Here is a 19,863-nt window from a genome sequence, read left to right on the forward strand (position 1 = left end):
TCCCGGAGGTGCATTAACGTCTGCCGTTAATGCGCTGATTATCCCTGAGAACATCAATCGCAGTCTGCATGGCGATTTTGTCATCCCGCCTTTTTTGTTTGTCCTGCATGACCTGAAGGTATTCCAGCAAGGTGCGGGTATTAATCGGTCGGCCCTGTTTACCCACAGCCAGCACGGCTTCGCCAAGAATAATTTTCACAGGCGGTAGTTGTGCCGGATACCAGTCAAGGGTGTCTTCTGATTTCATCTTAAATTTCTCACGGAAGGGTAGTGTATCATAAATAAGACGTTCAATTTTCAATATCTGATATCCTGATTCAGACACAACTTAACATAACTTATGCCAGTTATTTTTATATTAAAGCGTATAATAATTACTGTATTCCTCAGAGAATTATTTATGTCTTATACAAATGGGCTCAGGTATTTTAAAGAAAGACCGGTTCATGTTGCCTGCCCGGTATGTGCACACAGAGCCGATCAGAAAGCAGGTAAACTAAGAAAAGATGCGGTTCTTGAGTGCCCTGCCTGCGGACTGTTGTTCAGACCTTCAGAATGCCGGTGTATCGGCGGCTGATCAGCTTCTGCCACTTAACGTCAGTGATGTCGGAAAATGACAACATTCCTCCTGTACTGCTGTTGTAGAGGGTATGATAATGAAATCTAAAAAATCTGTTTTTATTGAAGGGCATATCATGTCGAACAGCTGTCACGGACAGCCTGGCCAACCTTTCTGTATTCACCGGGTCAGGTTTAGTAATGGTAAATATGCGATTATTCGGGTGGCATCAGGGATATGTTTCAAACCAGGCGAAATTATTCAACGAAACGATTGTGAGTGGTTTTATAAACTTACCAAAATTCGGCTTCTTTCTTTTGAGTACCTTGATGATGATGAATCAGGAAGACAATTCCTTGAGTATCAATGTTAAAACCATGGATTTACAACAGAATAAATTTGCTGGCTTACAATTCACCCTTGGCTCTTTAAATTATTCACCAGTCATTAAAAAATATTTTTTCCTGAATTTAGATGAATTTAAATTATCTAAAACAAAATGTATCGCTAAAGACGAATTGCCTCATTGTTTTCCTTTTGCGTTATAACCTTCATTAGCATTAAGGAAATTTATGGCACAGACTTTTACTCATAATTTACTTCATCCTCACCACTGGCTTACCTGGTCTGGTTTGGGTCTGCTGTGGCTTCTCGTTCAACTTCCTTACCCGGTTTTACATACTCTGGGCTCTGGCCTTGGAAAAATATCCAGACCCTTTCTGAAACGCCGGGAAGGAATTGCGATTAGAAATATCGAACTGTGCTTTCCCGAGATGACACCGTTTGCCCGGAGCCAGATGGTCAATAAAAACTTTGTTTCTCTCGGGCTGGGACTGATGGAAACAGGAATGGCCTGGTTCTGGAGCGATGCGAGAGTCAAAAAATGGTTTGATGTCGAAGGGCTTGAAAACCTGACCGGTGCGACAAGGGGAGTAATGGTTGTCGGGATTCATTTTATGTCCCTTGAGTTGTGTGGAAGAGTAATGGGGTTATGCCATCCTATGATGGCAACGTATCGCCCACACAATGATCCATTAATGGAATGGGTACAGACAAAAGGGCGTATGCGTTCAAATAAAGCTATGATTAATCGACGTAATTTATCTGGTTTTGTTCATGCGCTAAAAGCTGGTGAAGCCGTTTGGTTTGCACCAGACCAGGATTATGGGTCTAAAGGAAGCGTTTTTGCACCTTTTTTCTCGGTAAAAAAAGCAGCCACGACGAACGGAACGTATGCTCTGTCAAAACTCGCTGGTGCACACTTGATCACACTTAGCATGATTCGACGTAGCGATAAAAAAGGTTATCACATGTATATCAGCAATCCGTTGTCAGGCTATCCAGGGGAAGACAAGGTCGCCGCAGCGGCTTATATGAACAAGATCATCGAGCGTGAAATTCTCCGTGCCCCTGAGCAATACCTGTGGATGCATCGCAGGTTCAAAACGCGTCCTGAAGGCGAAGTCTCTTTATACAAATGAACTACTCTGCTTGTCATGAGCCAGAATCTATCTTTCTTGCCACTGCGTATTTGTAAAAAATTCGATAAGGAATTTCCGATCGGATTCATGTTAACGATGGCTTAACTGACAACCAAGGTTAATCAATTGAATCGGTTCGGATTTGAAGGTCCGTTTTTCGCTCATAGCGGACCTTCAATCCAGTAAGTCTGTCCGCTTCGTGCTGTGAGTCCAGCGATTATTGCAAGAATCGAAATACACTAACCAACTGGGAGCGGGGTACGTCGGCAATCGAAGCTGCAGGCAGGTAGCTCCTGCAGCCAGTATTGTTAACATTTTAACAGCAGCACTCTGCTTCTTTTTCACTACATTCTTCACAAATTCTGCAAGAGCAGAAGTCCTCAAGGTTATTGCACTGGCTACATTTTTTGCAGGTACAGTCCGACTCTTTCTCGTCACAGTTCTCACAAGTTCCACAAGTACATGCACTCATCATGTGTGCACACTTATCACAAATTTTACCCATAGCTTCTCTCAACCGTTAAATAAACAATCTCAACATAACACGTGATTATTTTATCATTTCTATATGGTCAACTAAAACTGGCCACGGCCCGGGCCACTGACACTACGGTGTCGCGCACCGCGCATATTACTGCCCGTACCGGAGCTGGTATTATCGGCAGGGCACTTACCGCATCCAGGGCTGCACCGACGGTTTCACCAAAATCGTCACGCGCTTTTTCCTGGACTGCTGTTGTGCGAAAGTGAGACTGCAGTTGCGCCACCACGGGGCTGCTGGCCTCACGCGGTAGGCACTTTATCATCCGCTCGGCCATCACCTTCAGTCCCCACTGCAGCCGGACCGACACTGCATATACCGGATGCACGGGTTGGAACAGTTCATGCAGAAGACAGATTTTGCGGCTGATATTCTGCTTCTGTTCCGTAGACAATTGACCACTATCGCTGGTGGGTTCAGTCTTATCTGACTGGCTGATAATAAACAGCACCTTATGCCGGTAAGCTTCCCCAATCACCTGATGATAAAAGTGCTCATCCACCGCCAGCGCCCGGTCATCGGCCTTAATAAGCCACAATACCAGGTCAAATCGAGGAAGTTGTTTACGGTACAGCGCAGCATACTCGATATCGCGAGCGCCGCTTTCGCCCACGCCGGGCAGGTCCACGATGGTCATAAAGCGCTCTCCAACCTGCAGGCGAAATCGCAAAGGTTCACGGGTACAGGCTGCCACATCGCTGACCGGCGATACTTCGCCAACAAACAAGGCATTGCAAAGGCTACTCTTTCCCGCCCCGGTTTTACCCATAATGCCGATCACCGGCTCGTACTGGGTTAACTGATTTATCTGCTGCAGTATGCGTTCAGACACCCATTGCGGCAGGCCGGAAATCGAATGGTTTAATGACTGCAAACCTTGCTGGTTATTCATGACGACTCCTGCAATAAATAAAACAAAAAAGGCAGAACAGTGAAATTCTGCCGTTACGCTGGTATGTTCATGAAAATGATATATATCTGAATTTAGTTTGAATGATGAATTTCTATTGAATTACCCTAAATATTTCCAGTACTCGTAAGGGTAGTTTATGGTTACCTTAGGAGGATATAGTTGATTAGGCAAGGCTTTATCGATGTGCAAAGCTGCAACAAAAATAAATCCATCCCTAAAGGCCGAAACAGGAACCCATGAAAGATACGCTGTGTGCAGATACTTCTTATTTCTCTGCATGTATTCATTAATTCCAATATTGCAAAAATCAATAGCGCGGACATAGCAGATTGATTGGATGTCAAATAAATATTTATCAAGAATAAAAAGTGGGGCAGCCACCTGAATCAAATCAAAATCAAACCTATCAACAGGATCTTTTTTTATGCACAAATAAACGTATTTGGTCATCTCATCATCTTCTCTCACGTGCATTTGAATACACTCTTCCAATACCCCATTAATTTCATTCCTTTTAGAGTCCCATGATCCATAAGCTGGAAGAGAAAATTGTGTTATAGGTGGAGTTCTAACATCAAAAATAAGCTTGCTGGACAAGGAGTGAATATACTTAAGCGTGGAGTCTTCTTTATGCTGTTGCGTTTCGAAGTGACGAACCTCATGATAAAACATGCTAAAAAGCCTGCTTTCAACCTCCTGAGTAATTCTATTTTGATATGTCACAAAATCAAGAATAGGTGCAGTGGATCGTAATAACTCACATATTACTTTCGAACGTGATGTGCCATTGGATTCGGCATACCTGTCGATTGAGTTAATCGTTAAATTATCATCGGTGTTAAATGTTATTCTCTTTATCATAACCGTTATGCATTTTGTTGATAATGCATAACAACCTATCACAGAGGCCAGTAAAACGCCAGATCGCAATGCAATACTTCAGATTTTGTGCACACATTTCTTCCTATGTAAGGCCACCTTGCGAACCTGCGATAGAATCCTTGAAACCATCTGTTCTTACTGAATTAAGGTTAATTAGTATTATCACCCGGAGTTAACCATCCCCCTCCGGTAATCAATACACATACCTGTATGAAAAATACATCACACATCTATCTATTGAACCCCGTTTAGTTTGAGGATAGATCATGAAAGAACCCTACAATGCCAACCCTAATTACCCTATGCATCGTTTTCTTCTCGAAGATATAAACCACCACCTGGATGAAATGTTTGAGCGTTATTCCCGTATACTGGCTTTTCGTATGGATTTTGGCTGGAAACAAGGAAGTGAACGCTCACAGCGTAATCTCATGGATGAGATGGATGGCGAGATACAGCATCTGATGGATGTGGTATTTGGCCGAAAAATGGTTATTGGGTACTGCTGGGTAATTGAATACAGACAGCGTAAGGGGCTGCATGTGCATGCCATACTTTATCTTGATGGGCAGAAACATCGGAAATTTTATCCGACCTCGCGGGCGATAGGGGAAGAATGGCGTAGATTGACTGACGATGAAGGCCTCTTTCATCTGTGTTCCAAGAAAAAGCATTTCGTTGCAAGTTCCGGAACGATAGTGGATCACCGCAATAAGCAGGCAGTAGATGAACTACGTTACGTAATCAGTTACTTGGCCAAGTCTGAACAGAAATCCCGGGGTGTTATTGCAGGTATGAATGCTATACCACCACGAAGCCGCAGAGGCAGGCCTAGGAAGAAATAGCTACAGGTAAACATTGAGCCGAAGTTTTTTACAACAGAAGCCATTGATGTGGAGGAGCTGACGGTAATATCAGTTTACTAACGGCTCCGGTTATTCATCCTTAACCGGAACACATCATGATGTATACAAAACCTGCTCTACTTGAAGATCAATTCATTGATATGAAATTCATTACCCAGCTTACTGGCCTGAGCGATAAATGGTTCTATAAGCTGATACAGGATGGATTATTCCCGAAGCCTATTAAGTTGGGCAGAACTTCACGATGGTTAAAAAGTGATCTGGAAGAATGGTTATATTATCGTATTTACGAATCGAGGAATTAATCTTTTCTTATTAAAACCTGCGTTGAAAATTCAATATTAGATGGTAATGCACTGGGTATCGCCTCTTAGCGCCATGACATTCTCCAGCTTTTGATGAATCCATCCTCCTAGGGATTTCCGCCAGTAACTAACCTGATACCCCCAACGCACCCCTTGTATAACAAAGATTTCTTTAAATCCCATTGTTATATATCACATTTTTACCATTATGGGGGTGCTGATGTTCTAAGAGAAAAATGACACCCCCGAATGCACCCCCAAAAACTGCTTGATGCAGGTTGAGGTTGGTTGACCTCAGGATACAAATAAGGCTTGATATATAAGGGATTGCAAGGGGTTTTGTTGACACCGGGAGAGTTCAGTAGAGGCTAATTGGCGGAAGATCACAGGAGTCGAACCTGCCCGGGACCGCTGGCGGCCCCAACTGGATTTGAAGTCCAGCCGCCTCACCGGAGACGACGATCTTCCGCGCCTGCATTGCTACATGGAGGCGGGGCGCATTATAGCTACTTCCTGACGTTTCCACACCCCCTCACTCACTTTTTTAACTTCCCTTTCTTCTTACTATGATCGGTTTCATATAAATCCTCATAAATTCCTCTAGTTACATTTTCTCACATCTTCTGGCGCAACCGCGATCACAGAAAACAAGAATCGTAATTTAATAACGAGATATCGGAATATCCGTCGCTAGCGCGAATGGTTTACAAAAACGGTAACCGGTACCAGTGCGCATGAGAGCGCCAAAGGATGCGTTATGACTATTCATATTTTGTCTGTTAAGGAGAAGATTGGCTACGGGATGGGCGACGCTGCCAGTCATATCATTTTTGATAACGTCATGCTGTATATGATGTTTTTTTATACCGATATTTTCGGTATTCCCGCCGGTTTTGTCGGCACCATGTTTTTACTGGCGCGCGCGCTGGACGCCATTTCAGACCCGTGCATGGGACTGCTGGCGGATCGCACGCGTTCCCGTTGGGGAAAATTCCGTCCGTGGGTGCTGTTTGGCGCGCTGCCGTTTGGCCTTGTTTGCGTCCTGGCATACAGCACGCCGGACCTCAGCCTGAACGGTAAGATGATTTACGCTGCTATCACCTATACGCTGCTGACGCTGCTTTATACCGTGGTGAATATCCCGTATTGCGCACTGGGCGGGGTGATCACTAATGACCCCACGCAGCGTATTTCTCTGCAATCCTGGCGCTTTGTGCTGGCGACGGCGGGCGGGATGCTCTCGACCGTGCTGATGATGCCGCTGGTGAATCTCATTGGCGGTGATAACAAAGCGCTGGGATTTCAGGGTGGGATTGCAGTGCTGTCGGTCGTGGCATTCCTGATGCTGGCGTTTTGCTTCTTCACCACCAAAGAGCGTATCGAAGCGCCACCGAGCACAACCTCAATGCGCGAAGATCTCCGCGATATCTGGCAAAACGACCAGTGGCGGATTGTGGGTCTGCTGACCATCCTCAATATTCTCGCCGTCTGCGTACGCGGTGGCGCGATGATGTATTACGTCACCTGGATCCTGGGGACGCCGGAAGTATTCGTCGCCTTCCTGACCACCTACTGTGTCGGTAACCTGATTGGCTCCGCGCTGGCAAAACCCCTCACCGACTGGAAATGCAAAGTCAGCATCTTCTGGTGGACCAACGCGGCCCTGGCCGTGGTTAGCCTCGCGATGTTCTTTGTCCCGATGCAGGCCGACATCACCATGTTCGTCTTTATCTTCGTGATTGGCGTGTTGCACCAGCTGGTGACGCCGATCCAGTGGGTGATGATGTCCGATACCGTCGATTATGGCGAATGGTGCAACGGTAAACGTCTGACCGGTATCAGTTTTGCGGGCACACTGTTCGTACTCAAACTGGGTCTGGCGCTCGGTGGCGCGCTTATTGGTTGGATGCTGGCAGGCGGTGGCTACGACGCGGCGGCGAAAACGCAGAACAACGCCACCATCAACATCATTATTGCCCTGTTCACAATCGTCCCGGCCATCTGCTATCTGCTGAGTGCCGTGATTGCCAAACGCTTCTACACCCTGAAAACGCCTTACCTGAGAAACATCCTCGACCAACTGGCACAGGGCGCGCGTCGCAATCAGCAGGAATTTACGCATAACGAATTTCAGAACTAAAGGAACAGAGTATGAAGATTAGCGACGGAAACTGGCTGATTCAGCCTGGCCTTAATTTACTTCATCCAGTCCAGGTGTTTGATGTGGAACAGCACGGTAACGAACTGGTGGTTTATGCCGCGCCGCGTGATGTCCGCGAACGCACCTGGCAACTGGATACTCCGCTCTTTACATTGCGTTTCTCTTCGCCGCAGGAAGGGATTGTGGGCGTGCGTATGGAACACTTTCAGGGGGCGCTGGATAACGGTCCGCATTACCCGCTCAACGTTTTACAGGACGTGAAGGTCGATATCCAAAACACCGCTGAGGTTGCTGAGCTGAAAAGCGGTAACTTAAGCGTGCGCGTCACTAAAGGTGAGTGCTGGTCGCTGGATTTCCTGCGTAACGGTGTGCGCATTACCGGTAGTCAGTTGAAGAACAACGGCTATGTGCAGGACACCACCACCCAGCGGAACTACATGTTCGAGCGCCTGGATCTGGGTGTCGGCGAGACGGTTTACGGTCTGGGCGAGCGCTTTACCGCGCTGGTGCGTAATGGTCAGACGGTAGAAACCTGGAACCGCGATGGCGGCACCAGCACCGAACAATCCTATAAGAACATCCCGTTTTATATGACCAACCGTGGCTATGGCGTGCTGGTCAACCATCCACAGTGCGTCTCGTTTGAAGTCGGTTCGGAGAAAGTGTCGAAAGTGCAGTTCAGCGTCGAGGGCGAATATCTCGAATATTTCGTGATCGACGGTCCGACGCCGAAAGAAGTGTTGAACCGCTATACCCGCTTCACGGGGCGTCCGGCATTGCCGCCTGCCTGGTCGTTTGGCCTGTGGCTGACCACTTCGTTCACCACCAACTACGATGAAGCGACGGTAAACCGCTTTATCGACGGCATGGCTGAGCGCAATCTGCCGCTGCACGTCTTCCACTTTGACTGCTTCTGGATGAAGGCTTTTCAGTGGTGCGACTTCGAATGGGATCCGGTGACGTTCCCCGACCCGGAAGGAATGATTCGTCGGTTGAAGGAGAAAGGGCTGAAGGTCTGCGTATGGATCAACCCGTACATCGGACAGAAATCGCCGATTTTCAAGGAGCTGAAAGAGAAAGGCTACCTGCTGAAACGTCCGGACGGTTCCCTGTGGCAATGGGATAAATGGCAACCGGGGCTGGCGATTTATGACTTCACCAATCCGCAGGCCTGTGAATGGTATGCCAATAAACTGAAAGGTCTGGTGGATATCGGTGTTGACTGCTTCAAGACCGACTTCGGCGAGCGTATCCCGACCGATGTGCAATGGTTTGATGGTTCCGATCCGCAGAAAATGCACAACCATTATGCCTACATCTACAACGAACTGGTGTGGAACGTGCTGAAAGAGACCGTTGGCGAAAAAGAGGCGGTGCTGTTCGCCCGATCCGCATCGGTGGGCGCACAGCAGTTTCCGGTACACTGGGGCGGCGACTGCTACGCCAACTATGAGTCAATGGCGGAAAGCCTGCGCGGCGGCCTGTCCATCGGCTTGTCCGGTTTTGGCTTCTGGAGCCACGATATCGGCGGCTTCGAAAACACCGCGCCGGCACACGTTTATAAACGCTGGTGTGCATTTGGTCTGCTCTCCAGCCACAGTCGCCTGCACGGCAGCAAATCCTATCGTGTGCCCTGGGCGTATGATGAGGAATCCTGCGATGTGGTGCGTTTCTTCACCGAGCAGAAGTGCCGCATGATGCCGTACCTGTACCGTGAAGTGGCTCGCGCACACGAGCGGGGCACGCCAATGATGCGCGCCATGATGCTGGAGTTCCCGGACGATCCGGCCTGCGATTATCTCGATCGCCAGTATATGCTAGGGGATTCAGTGATGGTGGCGCCGGTATTCTCGGAAACGGGGGAGGTGCAGTTTTACTTGCCGGAAGGACGCTGGACGCATCTGTGGCGCAATGACGTCGTACAGGGCAGCCGCTGGTACAAACAGCAGCATGACTTCCTGAGTCTGCCAGTGTATGTGCGTGGCAACACCCTGTTGGCGCTGGGCCGTAATAATCAGAAACCAGATTACGCGTGGAACGAAGGCACTGCCTTCCAGTTGTTCGCGCTCGAGGAGGGACGTGAAGCCGTGTGCGACGTCCCTGCTGCTGACGGTTCGGTTATCTTTACGTTGACTGCTAAGCGCAATGGCAACACCCTCACCGTGACGGGCAAGGGGGATGCGCGCGACTGGACGTTGTGCCTGCGTAACATCGCGCAGATTAGCGGTATTCGCGGCGCTTCACACAGGGGAAGCGAACTGGGCGTGATGGTGACGCCGCAAAGTCATGAGATCGTCATTTCGCTTTAAGTTGATGTACCGAGGGGGTGGAGGTTCAGCCGCCCCCACAGCGCCAGCAGCAGATACAACGCGACCGGTAATAGAAAGCTGAACCGGAGGTTGAGTCCATCAATACAAGCAGCCTGCAGTAAGGGTATAACCGCACCCCCAATCCCGGCCATCACCATTGCTGCGGCAGAAATATTGGCGATCGCCGGATTTTTGTTGATGGTGTGCCCGAAGATAATCGGATAGAGAATTGAGTTTCCTAAACCGGTCAGGATAAGCAGATAACCGCCAGTGGTATTGTTCAGCCATATCGCCATCATCACCGCCGTTGCACAGGCCAGCGTCGCCATCAGAAACGGCGTGTAATTGCCTGTTTTGTCGGCGAGAAAACCATAAAGAAAACGACCCGCCAGCGCACCTCCCCAGTAAAAAGAGACCAGCGACATCGCAACAGTAGTGCTCCAGCCGCCGATGGTGATGAGATATTTTACCAGACTGGTCGCAAGGCTCACTTCGACGCCGACATAGATAAAAATCGCCGCCACGCTGAATAACAGTTCTCTGTTCTTCCAGGCGTTATACGTTCCTGACGCGGCTTTTCCCGGGCGCGCCACATCCGGCAGGCGGATCCAGAAAACCCCTGTAATCAATACCAGCGAAAAGCAGGCGAGGCAAAGCCAGAGCGCACTGATAGGTTCTTCACGCGCCAGGATATCGATAGGGGAAAACGCCAGGAGGAGCGCAACTAGCATGGGCGCCAGCGTGGTTCCCAACGAATTAACCGCAGAGGCCAGACACAGATTGCCAATGCGTTTGTGCGGTGCGCTGAGCAATGTCAGATAGGGATTCGCGACAACCTGCATCGCCGCCACGCCCGTCGCCACGACAAACATCGCCAACAGTGACAGGGCGAAGGAATCCAGCTGCAACGCCAGAGCGAACAGCAGGCATCCCGCAACCGACAACGTTAACGACAGCAGCAACACCTTACGGTACCCCTGGCGTTCAATCAGCATTGAACAGGGCAGACAGGTCAGAAAAGGGGCCACGTAAAAAATAACGGTAATGAAAATAGACTGCGACCACGACAGATGGAAATACTGATAGAAAAAGATGATCAGCACGCTGTTAATGGCGGTTATATTGCCCCATAAGAAAAATATCATGGCGAGTAATGTCAGATTTTTATTCATTTCTTTTTTTAATATGAAATTGTGATGAAGTGACCTGTTGCACAGACCGTTTACTTTAAAAAATGATAAATTTATTCTGCACTCACAGGAGCAGAAAATGGAACTGGAAAATGTATTTCGTGATGTAAAATTAAGTAAGACAGAAGTTACCGTACTGCGCTTTATTCAGAATAATCCAGAACAATGCATTCGTGAGGGTATCCGCACCGTCGCGGAACACTGTTACAGCAATCCGTCATCGCTGGTCCGTCTGGCGAAAAAGCTCAAATTTAGCGGCTGGCTGGAGCTGGTGTATTTCATTAAATTTAATATCACAATGCCAAAACTTGATGTGACCAATGATATTAACTTTATGAATGTCCAGCCAACCGAAAACCTCGCGTTGCTATTAAATCGTCTGCAGCACGACCGTATTCTTATTCATGGCAGCGGTTTCTCACAACTGATTGCGCAATATATTTATAATAAATTCCTGGTGATTGGCGTGAATGCCAGCCTGGCACTTTGGCCGGACTACGAAATACTGGAACAAAAAACGGCTGCAAAATTCGATTCTATCTGGCTGGTGTCTAAATCTGGTCGCAGCAGTTCGGCATTAAATTGGGTCAAGGCGCTGGAAGGTAAAAATACCGACCTTGTCTGCTTTACCGGTGACTATCAAAGCCCCCTGGCCCAGGCGGCAAACACCGCCGTCATCATTCACGATCCGCAAAAGTTTGATGATGATATCTACTGGAGCAACCCTTTCTTTGGTTACTGCATCCTGGGATTCGAACATTTGCTGAAGCTCTGGTTTATGCAAAATCCGGGCGGGGCGCCACTCGACGCCCCGGGAACGATCATTTCCAGTCGCTAAACTGTGCTTCGTCGAGATACTCGCCAACCAACTTTTCGGCCAACGACCAGGAGCCAATCAGCGGATGCGCCATTAATGCGCGAATTGCCAGAAATTTATCTTTGCGCATGATGGCTTCCACTGCCAGACGCTCGTACTCTTTCACGCAGGAGATCATGTTTTTCTGCGCGTCCGGTACGTGGATCGGCGTCACCGGTTTCAGCCCCTCTTTGCTCAGATCACAGCTGATCTCAATGACATCATCCGGGCGTAAGAAATCCAGCGTGCCATTGTTTTGCAGTGAGACAACGATGCGTTTGCTGGTGGCGCTGTTCACGGCTTCGAGAATATCCAGCGCCACCCCTGCGTAACCGCCGCTATCCGGTTCTTCAATAAACTGTTGCAGCGTTAGCGGCGTGCGGGTGTTGAATTTTTCCTGATGCGACTCACTCTGCATATAGCTATTTTCGCGGCGCAGATAGTGTTTCATCCAGATATCGAATGCGGCTTCCGGGTTTGCCTGCGCATCCACATTCTGCAGTTCCTCGCGCATTTCCTTGTTGATCCGCGCGATAGCTTCACCGCGCGTTTCCGGTGCATCCTGAATCGCTTTCAGCGCCACTTCGCGATAGTAGTAGTAATAGAGATATTCATTCAGCAATTGCTTGTCGCAAAGCTGAACCAGCACCGGTGAGAAGTACTGCATCGCCGTTTTGCTGTACAGCGCCGGGTTGCTCACCAGTTTGTCGGTGACGTCCTCACCCTTCACGGTGAAATGGGTAAACCACGAGAAGTGGTTCAGACCATAGCACTCCACTTTCAAATCCGCTTCGTCGCAGTTGAGGATGGCAGGCAGTTCGCGAATCAACTCTGAAGGGGCATCGCAAATGCCATAAACCCGACGTTTGAACCCGGATTTGATGATCGCCTCGGTAACCAGTCCGGAAGGGTTAGTAAAGTTGAACAGAATGGCATCGGGTGCGGCATGTTCTTCAATCAGACGGCAGTAATTAAGAATGGCGGGAATCGACCGCATCGCCATCGCAAAACCACCCGCCCCGGTGGTTTCCTGACCTAATGTGTTATGGTTGAGCGCGATACGTTCATCGCGCACACGGCTTTCATCGCCGCCGACGCGTAGCGTAGTGATGACATAATTGCTGTTCTTTAACGCGGATACCGGATCCGTCGTCAGGCTGAAACGAATATCAGGTCGAATCGTGGCAAAAACATAACGGGCGATTTCGCCGAAAATTTTCAGGTTCTCTTCTGCGTTATCGAGGAACACCACTTCCTGTAAACCAATACGATGCGCATTATAGGCCAGAGATTTCGCCAGGAACGCGGAACGAACGCCGCCCCCGCCTAATACGGTTAATTTCATAACAACTCCTGATTAATTATTTGCCAGCCAGTTATCTACCCGGGCTCGAACCTGTCCAACCCTCACACCGTAAATAACCTGAACTTCATTTTGATTACGCACTACGCCATTGGCGCCGGTACTTTTTAATAAGGCTTCATCAATTTTGTCGGGATGATGGAGCGCGACGCGTAATCGGGTAAAACAGTTATCAACAGAAATAATGTTCTCTTTGCCACCTAAGCCTTTAATGATCTCATCGGTGACGGCCTGACCTGCTTTGGCCTTTTTATTGCGGTAATCTTCTTTACTGTAGAGTTTCACTTCGCCGTCATCTTCGCGCCCTGGTGTTTTCAGGTTCAGCCTGATGACCAGCGTACGGAAAATGACGTAGTACGCGGCGAATTGCCCGATACCGATTAGAACGTATAGCGGCCAGCGGGTGAGGGCTGCCGGTAACGGCAGGTTATATATCAGAAACTCAATGAGTCCGGACGCGCCCCACGGACGAACCGTCAGCAGATCGCAAATTGCCTGAGAGGCGGCGGTCAGCGTGGCGTGAATCAGCCATAACAGCGGCGAAATAAATAAGAATGTAAATTCAATCGGTTCGGTAATTCCGGTGAGAATAGAGGTAATAATAGCGGGCAACAGAATCGCCTTCGCCATCATTTTCTTCTCCGGCGTGGCGGTGTGGTAAAACGCCAGCGCTGCACCGGAGAGACCAAAGATTGTCGTCATGCCCTGCTGGGAAAAGCGCAGTGCTTCGTTCATTACCGGGGTGAGATCCGGATGGCGCATGTAGGCCAGGAAGATGGCTTGCGTCCCGGAGACCACCTGCCCGTCAACGTTCAGAGTGCCGCCAATCTGGGTCAACTGGAAGGGAGACCAGACAAAGTGGTGCAGTCCTGTTGGGATCAGGAATTTTTCAAAGAAGCCGTACACGAAGACGCCTGCCACCCCGGCGTTTTTCATGAAACTGGTTAATGCCGCGATGCCGTGTGTGATGAACGGCCAGAACCAGGTAAAGGCAATGGCGTAAAAAAGGATCACCGGTGTCATGGCGATTAAGGTCAGTTTTGCGCCGCCGTACATCGAGAGTGCGCCCGGCAACTCTATTTCAGAGACTTTATTATGGACCCAGGCAATGGTGCAGCCGAGAATAATCCCTAAAAAGATCCCCATATCAACAACGACAAAACCTAAAATTTGCGTTTGTCCGGTGCCATAATATTCGCCATTGACCTTTTCAGCGATGCCGTGAGTATATTCCAGCCAGGAGTGATTGGCGCCCAAAAACATAATAAAGCACATGACGGCAACCAGCGCGACTTCGGTTTTTTTATCTTTCGCCAGACCATAGCTGATGCCGACACAGAAAAGCAGTCCCAGGTTGCCAAATAATGGCCAGAAGGTATCACCGAGGAGTTGACCTATTTGATGTAAAAAGCTGGTTTCGGAAATAAGTGTCGGGTTAGTTAATATTGAACTTAATGCCAGGATTAAGCCAATAACAGGTAAGAACAAGACCGCCCCGATCATTGCTCTGGAGAATCTTTGCATATCCGCCAGAATACGTTGACGTATTACAGACATGGCTATTCCTTTATTTTATGTAGGGTGTTTGTAACTATTAAATAAGACTTCCAACGTAATTGTTATAACAACTCCCGGCGGGGATGAAAACCTGTTGCGGAAAATAGGCACAAATAGCCGATAAATGAATACCTGTTTCGCTTTCAGACAGAGAACGCTCCCGGATAATGAATATCCGGGAGCGCTAAGGAGAGATTATGGCGTAACGGGCGCGGGGGAAACGGGGGCCGGTTCGGTCGACGTCACTTCACCCGCGGAGACGACTCCGGCCTGCATGGTTTGCATGACCTGCTGTTTATTCGCATTCACGGCGTGCAATTGCCCATTCACTGTGGGCTTGAGCGGCGCGTCTGCCTGCACCGTTCCGCTGGCTGTCAGCTGAATATTACCGTCACCGGCGATCGGCAGTGCCGGCCAGCCCCATTGCTGTAGAACGTTCACCGGGACACCGCGGCCATTCAGGCTGATCTGTGTCTGGCGCGGCGGTAACTGTGACACGCTGGCGGTCGCTTCCAGAATCCCTCTTTCCGTAAAAGCGCTCAGTTCGCTGATATTCACCGTGCTGGCATTGGCGGCTAAAGACAAGGAGGGGCGGCGCACGTCAACGCGGTTGAAGGTGGCGGCGGCGGCATTCAGGGTCGCGTTTCCGCTCCAGACGCCCCATTTCTGGTTCTGGACCAGCCCCAGATTCGCGCCATAACCATCCAGCGCGGTCAACTGCCACGGGAATGTCGGGTCGATATCAATCACCAGGTTGCGGCTGGCAGTAAATTTCTTCAGCGTCAGGCTGTTCAGCCATGTCGGCAGCGGTTGCATCCAGCGCTGTTTCCAGTTTTCCGGCAGGGTGTACTCGATGCCCGCGATGGCTGCGTCATCGAGGATAAGGGCTTTACCTTCCCGCAGCCAGTTGCCGGAAGTCCTGACCATTCCTCCTTCCCAGCGGGTAGTGAACTGGCGCAGCGCGATACCTTGCGGCGAAAACTCGGCATTCAGAATAGGGTCGAACAGATGCAACGAGCCAAAAATGAACTCGCTGGCATTCATCGACAATTTGCCTTCCTGCGTCTGCCAGTCGTCCTTGCTGAAGGTCAGATTGCGCAAACTAAGGTCAAGGTCAGTGACTGCCCAGTCTGGTCCCTGTAGACGCGCGTCAGTGACCTCAAGGCGATTAATCTGTAGCGATGGAATGGCGTTCAGCGGCGCGAAAAAGTCGGCCAGCGATTTATCGCTTTGCAGTCGGATGTCGTTCAGCCGCAGATTCTCCACCATCCAACTGCCATCAGCATGGCGTTTTGCCACACCGGTTAACGCACCGCGCGCGATATCTGTGCCGATAGTGCTTAATGTCACCTGTTCGTTATCGATACTGCCTTCAATCAGTACGTTAGCAGCAGGAACGTCATTTAATGTCAGAGAACCCGCGCTGAGCTGAATCTGCGCTTTGCTGCCGAGCACTTTACCGGCTTCGGGCAGCCAGGGAATGATGCCACCATTAACCCGCTGAGCGCTCAGATCCCACTCGCTGCCCGGGCTATTAAGCGCCATATCCTGCAACTGCAGGCGGTCAGACTGAAAGGGGAGCGGTGCCGTCTGAGGCGAAATATTAAGGGTACCGTTTTGAAGCAGGATCGTATCGACATGCCGTGGATGTGTCAGTTGGCGAGTACTCAGCCCAATATCGACCGCTTTTGCCACGAGCGTGGCTGGTTGACCATCACGCCCAAAGGTGACGTTTTTCAGCAGGATATGTGAAGGAGAAGAAAAACGATGGTCCATCGCCTCAAAGGATAACTGATAGTCGCTGTGCTCAGATATCAAGGCACTGATGTGTTCTGCGCCCCAGCGCGTTTGCAGCAGGAAATAGAGGCCGAGAATCACCACCAGAAGGGCGATCAGTACATAGAGAATCAGCTTTCCAATAAATTTCATGGTCTTCCATCCTGCGAAGGGCACATAGTTGAGTTATGCACGATTTACGCGCAATCCTCAAGGCAGGAATCGTGAAAGAGTATGATAGCGACGGTGAATTTGAATCACCGTCGCATAGCCTTTACTGCTTTTCAGGCGGGAAAATCAGGTTCAGTACGATAGCGGTGATACCACCCGCAGCAATACCGGAAGAGAGCAGGTTTTTCACCCAGTCAGGCGCGAACTGGAGGATCAGCGGCTGCTGAGAGACGCCAAGACCAACAGCCAGTGACAGCGCAATAATCAGGATCGCGCGGCGGTTCAGGGGTTCGCGGGAAACAATCCGCACCCCAGAGGCCGCGATAGTCCCGAACATAACCAGCGTTGCCCCGCCGAGTACAGGCTCAGGGATATGCTGCACAAAGCCGCTCACCGCCGGGAACAAACCGAGCACGATCAGCATCAGCGCAACCACAAAGCCAACGTAGCGGCTGGCCACGCCGGTTAACTGAATGACCCCGTTGTTCTGTCCGAAACAGGAGTTTGGGAAAGTGTTAAAGACCGCAGAGACGAAGGAGTTCAGGCCGTTTGCCAGCACACCGCCCTTCAGACGCTTCATGTACAGCGGGCCAGAGACGGGCTGTTCGGAAACGTCGGACGTTGCGGTGATATCGCCGATGGTTTCCAGCGAGGTAATCATAAACACCAGCATCAACGGCAGCAGCAGATTCCAGTCAATGCCCAGCCCGTAGTACAACGGCGTCGGCACCATGATCAGATCCTGGGAGGCTGGCGCGTTGTTTTCCGGCAGCATGCCCATAAACCATGCCAGCGCATAGCCCGCCGCCATAGCGATAACCAGTGAAGCCACGCGCAGGTACGGGTTACGCTGGCGGTTGAGCAGAATAATCAGCAGCAGCACAACGCCTGCCAGCATCAGATTCTTGGGCGCTCCAAACGTGTTGTCGCTCATCGCGGCATAACCACCACCGATGGACGTCAGCCCCACCTGAATCAGCGACAGACCGATAATCATCACCACTACGCCCGAGACCAGCGGGGTGATGATACGACGCGCGAGATGCAGAATCCGGGAGAGCACCATCTCCGTGCAACTGGCCAGCATCAGGGTGCCAAACAGCGCCGCCATCATAGTGGGGACGTCTGCACCGCCGGTTTTCAGTGCGGTACCGCCCATAATCAGCGGTGCCACGAAGTTAAAACTGGTGCCCTGAATCGATAACAACCCTGAACCCACCGGACCCCAGGCTTTAATCTGAATAATGGAGGCCACGCCAGAGGCGAACAGCGACATACTGATAATGTGTTGCGTATCCTGAGCCGGTAACCCCAGCGCCTGACAGATGAGCAGCGCCGGCGTAATGACCGCAACGAACATCGCCAATAGATGCTGACAGGCGGCAAACAGGGTTTGCGGAAGCGGCGGGCGATCTTCAAGACGATAAATCAGTTCGCTGTTTTGAGTCTGCGCAACCGGTTGCGCATTTTCCGACTCGAGGGTGTTAACAGACATCAATGATAATCCCGTGATGACAAAGCGGGCATTTTATCTGACCAGATGGTAAAAGCAAACGTTTGCGAGTAGGTATTCTTAATATTTAAAATAGATGAAATCACATTTTTATATAACTTTTCCCTCTTTTCTGCTTAAAATCCATGCCGAATTACTACTAAAAGCTAAAAATATCCGCAGGAATAAGACATCAGTGCGTAACTGATTCAGACGTACTCAAGGAGCTTTGTATGTTTCAACTCGATACCTTATCAACCCTCGTTGCCGCAACGCTGACGTTGCTACTGGGGCGTAAACTGGTTCAGTCAGTCTCCTTCCTCAAGAAATATACGATTCCTGAACCCGTTGCTGGTGGGTTGCTGGTCGCATTGGCCCTGTTAGTACTGAAAAAGAGCATGGGCTGGGAAGTGAATTTCGATATGACGTTGCGCGATCCGCTGATGCTGGCGTTTTTCGCCACCATCGGTTTAAACGCCAACATCGCCAGCTTACGGGCGGGCGGTCGCGTGGTGGGAATTTTCCTGATCGTCGTCGTGGGGTTGCTGCTGATGCAAAATGCCATCGGCATTGGGATGGCCAGCCTGCTGGGACTTGATCCACTGATGGGGTTGATTGCTGGTTCGATCACGTTGTCTGGCGGCCACGGTACTGGTGCCGCCTGGAGCAAGCTGTTTATCGAACGCTACGGCTTTGCTAACGCGACGGAAGTGGCGATGGCGTGCGCCACCTTTGGTCTGGTTCTTGGTGGGCTGATCGGCGGGCCTGTGGCACGTTATCTGGTCAAACACTCCACCACGCCGGACGGTATTCCGGACGATCTGGAAGTGCCTACCGCCTTTGAAAAGCCGGACGTCGGGCGCATGATCACCTCGCTGGTACTGATTGAAACCATTGCGCTTATCGCCATCTGTCTCACCGTGGGTAAGATCGTTGCGCAATTGCTGGCGGGGACAGTGTTTGAGCTGCCCACGTTTGTCTGCGTGTTGTTTGTCGGCGTGATTGTCAGTAACGGCCTGGCGCTGGTAGGTTTTTATCGCGTTTTTGAGCGTGCAGTCTCTGTTCTCGGGAACGTCAGCCTGTCGCTGTTTCTGGCCATGGCGCTGATGAGCCTGAAGCTGTGGGAACTGGCTTCACTGGCGCTGCCGATGCTGGCAATCCTGGTGGTGCAGTCCATCTTTATGGCGCTGTACGCGATATTTGTCACCTGGCGAATGATGGGCAAAAACTACGATGCAGCTGTGTTGGCGGCGGGACACTGCGGCTTTGGTCTGGGGGCGACGCCAACCGCGATTGCCAATATGCAGGCGATTACCGAACGTTTTGGTCCATCCCATATGGCGTTTCTGGTGGTGCCGATGGTCGGCGCGTTTTTCATTGATATCGTCAACGCGCTGGTGATTAAATTGTATTTACTGTTGCCTATTTTTGCGCAATAACG

16 protein-coding genes and 1 tRNA gene are annotated in these 19,863 nt (G+C 50.1%); 8 read left to right on the forward strand and 9 right to left on the reverse strand.

Annotated features, from left to right (window positions below; genetic code table 11):
- Window positions 1-13 precede the first annotated feature (13 nt).
- Entirely contained in the window at window positions 14-247 is a 234-nt protein-coding gene (locus HVZ37_RS00485) for a hypothetical protein (protein ID WP_004132711.1), read from the reverse strand.
- Between the two features lie 512 nt (window positions 248-759).
- On the opposite strand from HVZ37_RS00485, the gene HVZ37_RS23040 reads away from it, so the two are divergent.
- Complete coding sequence (locus HVZ37_RS23040; protein ID WP_229233739.1) at window positions 760-1,107, forward strand: hypothetical protein; 348 nt, start codon at window positions 760-762, stop codon at window positions 1,105-1,107.
- A gap of 24 nt (window positions 1,108-1,131) precedes the next feature.
- Window positions 1,132-2,040, forward strand: a complete 909-nt coding sequence (lpxP, locus tag HVZ37_RS00495; RefSeq protein WP_181628003.1) for a kdo(2)-lipid IV(A) palmitoleoyltransferase — start codon at window positions 1,132-1,134, stop codon at window positions 2,038-2,040.
- A gap of 572 nt (window positions 2,041-2,612) precedes the next feature.
- Here the strand turns inward: lpxP and HVZ37_RS00500 are convergent.
- Together HVZ37_RS00500 and HVZ37_RS00505 are read right to left on the reverse strand one after the other, a co-directional pair.
- A complete protein-coding gene (locus HVZ37_RS00500) occupies window positions 2,613-3,473 on the reverse strand; it encodes a GTPase family protein (RefSeq protein ID WP_181628004.1) in 861 nt (286 codons plus the stop codon).
- Between the two features lie 120 nt (window positions 3,474-3,593).
- Window positions 3,594-4,355 (reverse strand): hypothetical protein, encoded by a 762-nt coding sequence (locus tag HVZ37_RS00505; RefSeq protein ID WP_181628005.1) that lies wholly within the window; start codon window positions 4,353-4,355, stop codon window positions 3,594-3,596.
- A gap of 287 nt (window positions 4,356-4,642) precedes the next feature.
- Here HVZ37_RS00505 and HVZ37_RS00510 point away from each other — a divergent pair, with 287 nt between their 5' ends.
- A complete protein-coding gene (locus HVZ37_RS00510; protein ID WP_181628006.1) occupies window positions 4,643-5,221 on the forward strand; it encodes an inovirus-type Gp2 protein in 579 nt (192 codons plus the stop codon).
- Between the two features lie 119 nt (window positions 5,222-5,340).
- Entirely contained in the window at window positions 5,341-5,547 is a 207-nt protein-coding gene (locus tag HVZ37_RS00515) for an AlpA family transcriptional regulator (protein WP_000288254.1), read from the forward strand.
- Between the two features lie 373 nt (window positions 5,548-5,920).
- Here HVZ37_RS00515 and HVZ37_RS00520 read toward each other — a convergent pair.
- A tRNA-Sec gene (locus HVZ37_RS00520) sits at window positions 5,921-6,015 on the reverse strand.
- A 289-nt stretch (window positions 6,016-6,304) separates the two neighbouring features.
- On the opposite strand from HVZ37_RS00520, the gene HVZ37_RS00525 reads away from it, so the two are divergent.
- Entirely contained in the window at window positions 6,305-7,687 is a 1,383-nt protein-coding gene (locus tag HVZ37_RS00525) for a glycoside-pentoside-hexuronide family transporter (RefSeq protein ID WP_042998653.1), read from the forward strand.
- 11 nt (window positions 7,688-7,698) lie between these two features.
- A complete protein-coding gene (gene yicI / locus HVZ37_RS00530) occupies window positions 7,699-10,017 on the forward strand; it encodes an alpha-xylosidase (RefSeq protein ID WP_042998652.1) in 2,319 nt (772 codons plus the stop codon).
- Here the strand turns inward: yicI and HVZ37_RS00535 are convergent.
- On the reverse strand, window positions 10,014-11,189 hold the full coding sequence (locus HVZ37_RS00535) for an MFS transporter (RefSeq protein ID WP_042998651.1): 1,176 nt from the start codon (window positions 11,187-11,189) through the stop codon (window positions 10,014-10,016). The genes yicI and HVZ37_RS00535 overlap by 4 nt on opposite strands.
- 97 nt (window positions 11,190-11,286) lie before the next feature.
- Between HVZ37_RS00535 and HVZ37_RS00540 the strand changes: the two genes are divergently transcribed.
- Complete coding sequence (locus HVZ37_RS00540; RefSeq protein WP_042998650.1) at window positions 11,287-12,045, forward strand: MurR/RpiR family transcriptional regulator; 759 nt, start codon at window positions 11,287-11,289, stop codon at window positions 12,043-12,045.
- Here HVZ37_RS00540 and HVZ37_RS00545 read toward each other — a convergent pair.
- The 4 genes from HVZ37_RS00545 to xanP form a co-directional block, all read right to left on the reverse strand.
- Window positions 12,029-13,408 (reverse strand): glycoside hydrolase, encoded by a 1,380-nt coding sequence (locus HVZ37_RS00545; protein WP_042998649.1) that lies wholly within the window; start codon window positions 13,406-13,408, stop codon window positions 12,029-12,031. The two genes, HVZ37_RS00540 and HVZ37_RS00545, sit on opposite strands and share 17 nt — an antisense overlap.
- Before the next feature lie 12 nt (window positions 13,409-13,420).
- Window positions 13,421-14,983 (reverse strand): PTS transporter subunit EIIC, encoded by a 1,563-nt coding sequence (locus HVZ37_RS00550; protein WP_044254394.1) that lies wholly within the window; start codon window positions 14,981-14,983, stop codon window positions 13,421-13,423.
- 195 nt (window positions 14,984-15,178) lie between these two features.
- Entirely contained in the window at window positions 15,179-16,912 is a 1,734-nt protein-coding gene (locus tag HVZ37_RS00555; RefSeq protein ID WP_181628007.1) for an AsmA family protein, read from the reverse strand.
- A gap of 121 nt (window positions 16,913-17,033) precedes the next feature.
- Window positions 17,034-18,425, reverse strand: coding sequence for a xanthine/proton symporter XanP (xanP, locus tag HVZ37_RS00560; protein WP_042998645.1), 1,392 nt, complete (start codon window positions 18,423-18,425; stop codon window positions 17,034-17,036).
- 230 nt (window positions 18,426-18,655) lie between these two features.
- Here xanP and gltS point away from each other — a divergent pair, with 230 nt between their 5' ends.
- Window positions 18,656-19,861, forward strand: a complete 1,206-nt coding sequence (gene gltS, locus HVZ37_RS00565) for a sodium/glutamate symporter (protein ID WP_042998644.1) — start codon at window positions 18,656-18,658, stop codon at window positions 19,859-19,861.
- The last annotated feature ends 2 nt before the right edge of the window (window positions 19,862-19,863 follow it).

Source organism: Citrobacter sp. RHB35-C17 (assembly GCF_013816795.1).
Lineage (GTDB): Bacteria > Pseudomonadota > Gammaproteobacteria > Enterobacterales > Enterobacteriaceae > Citrobacter_A > Citrobacter_A amalonaticus.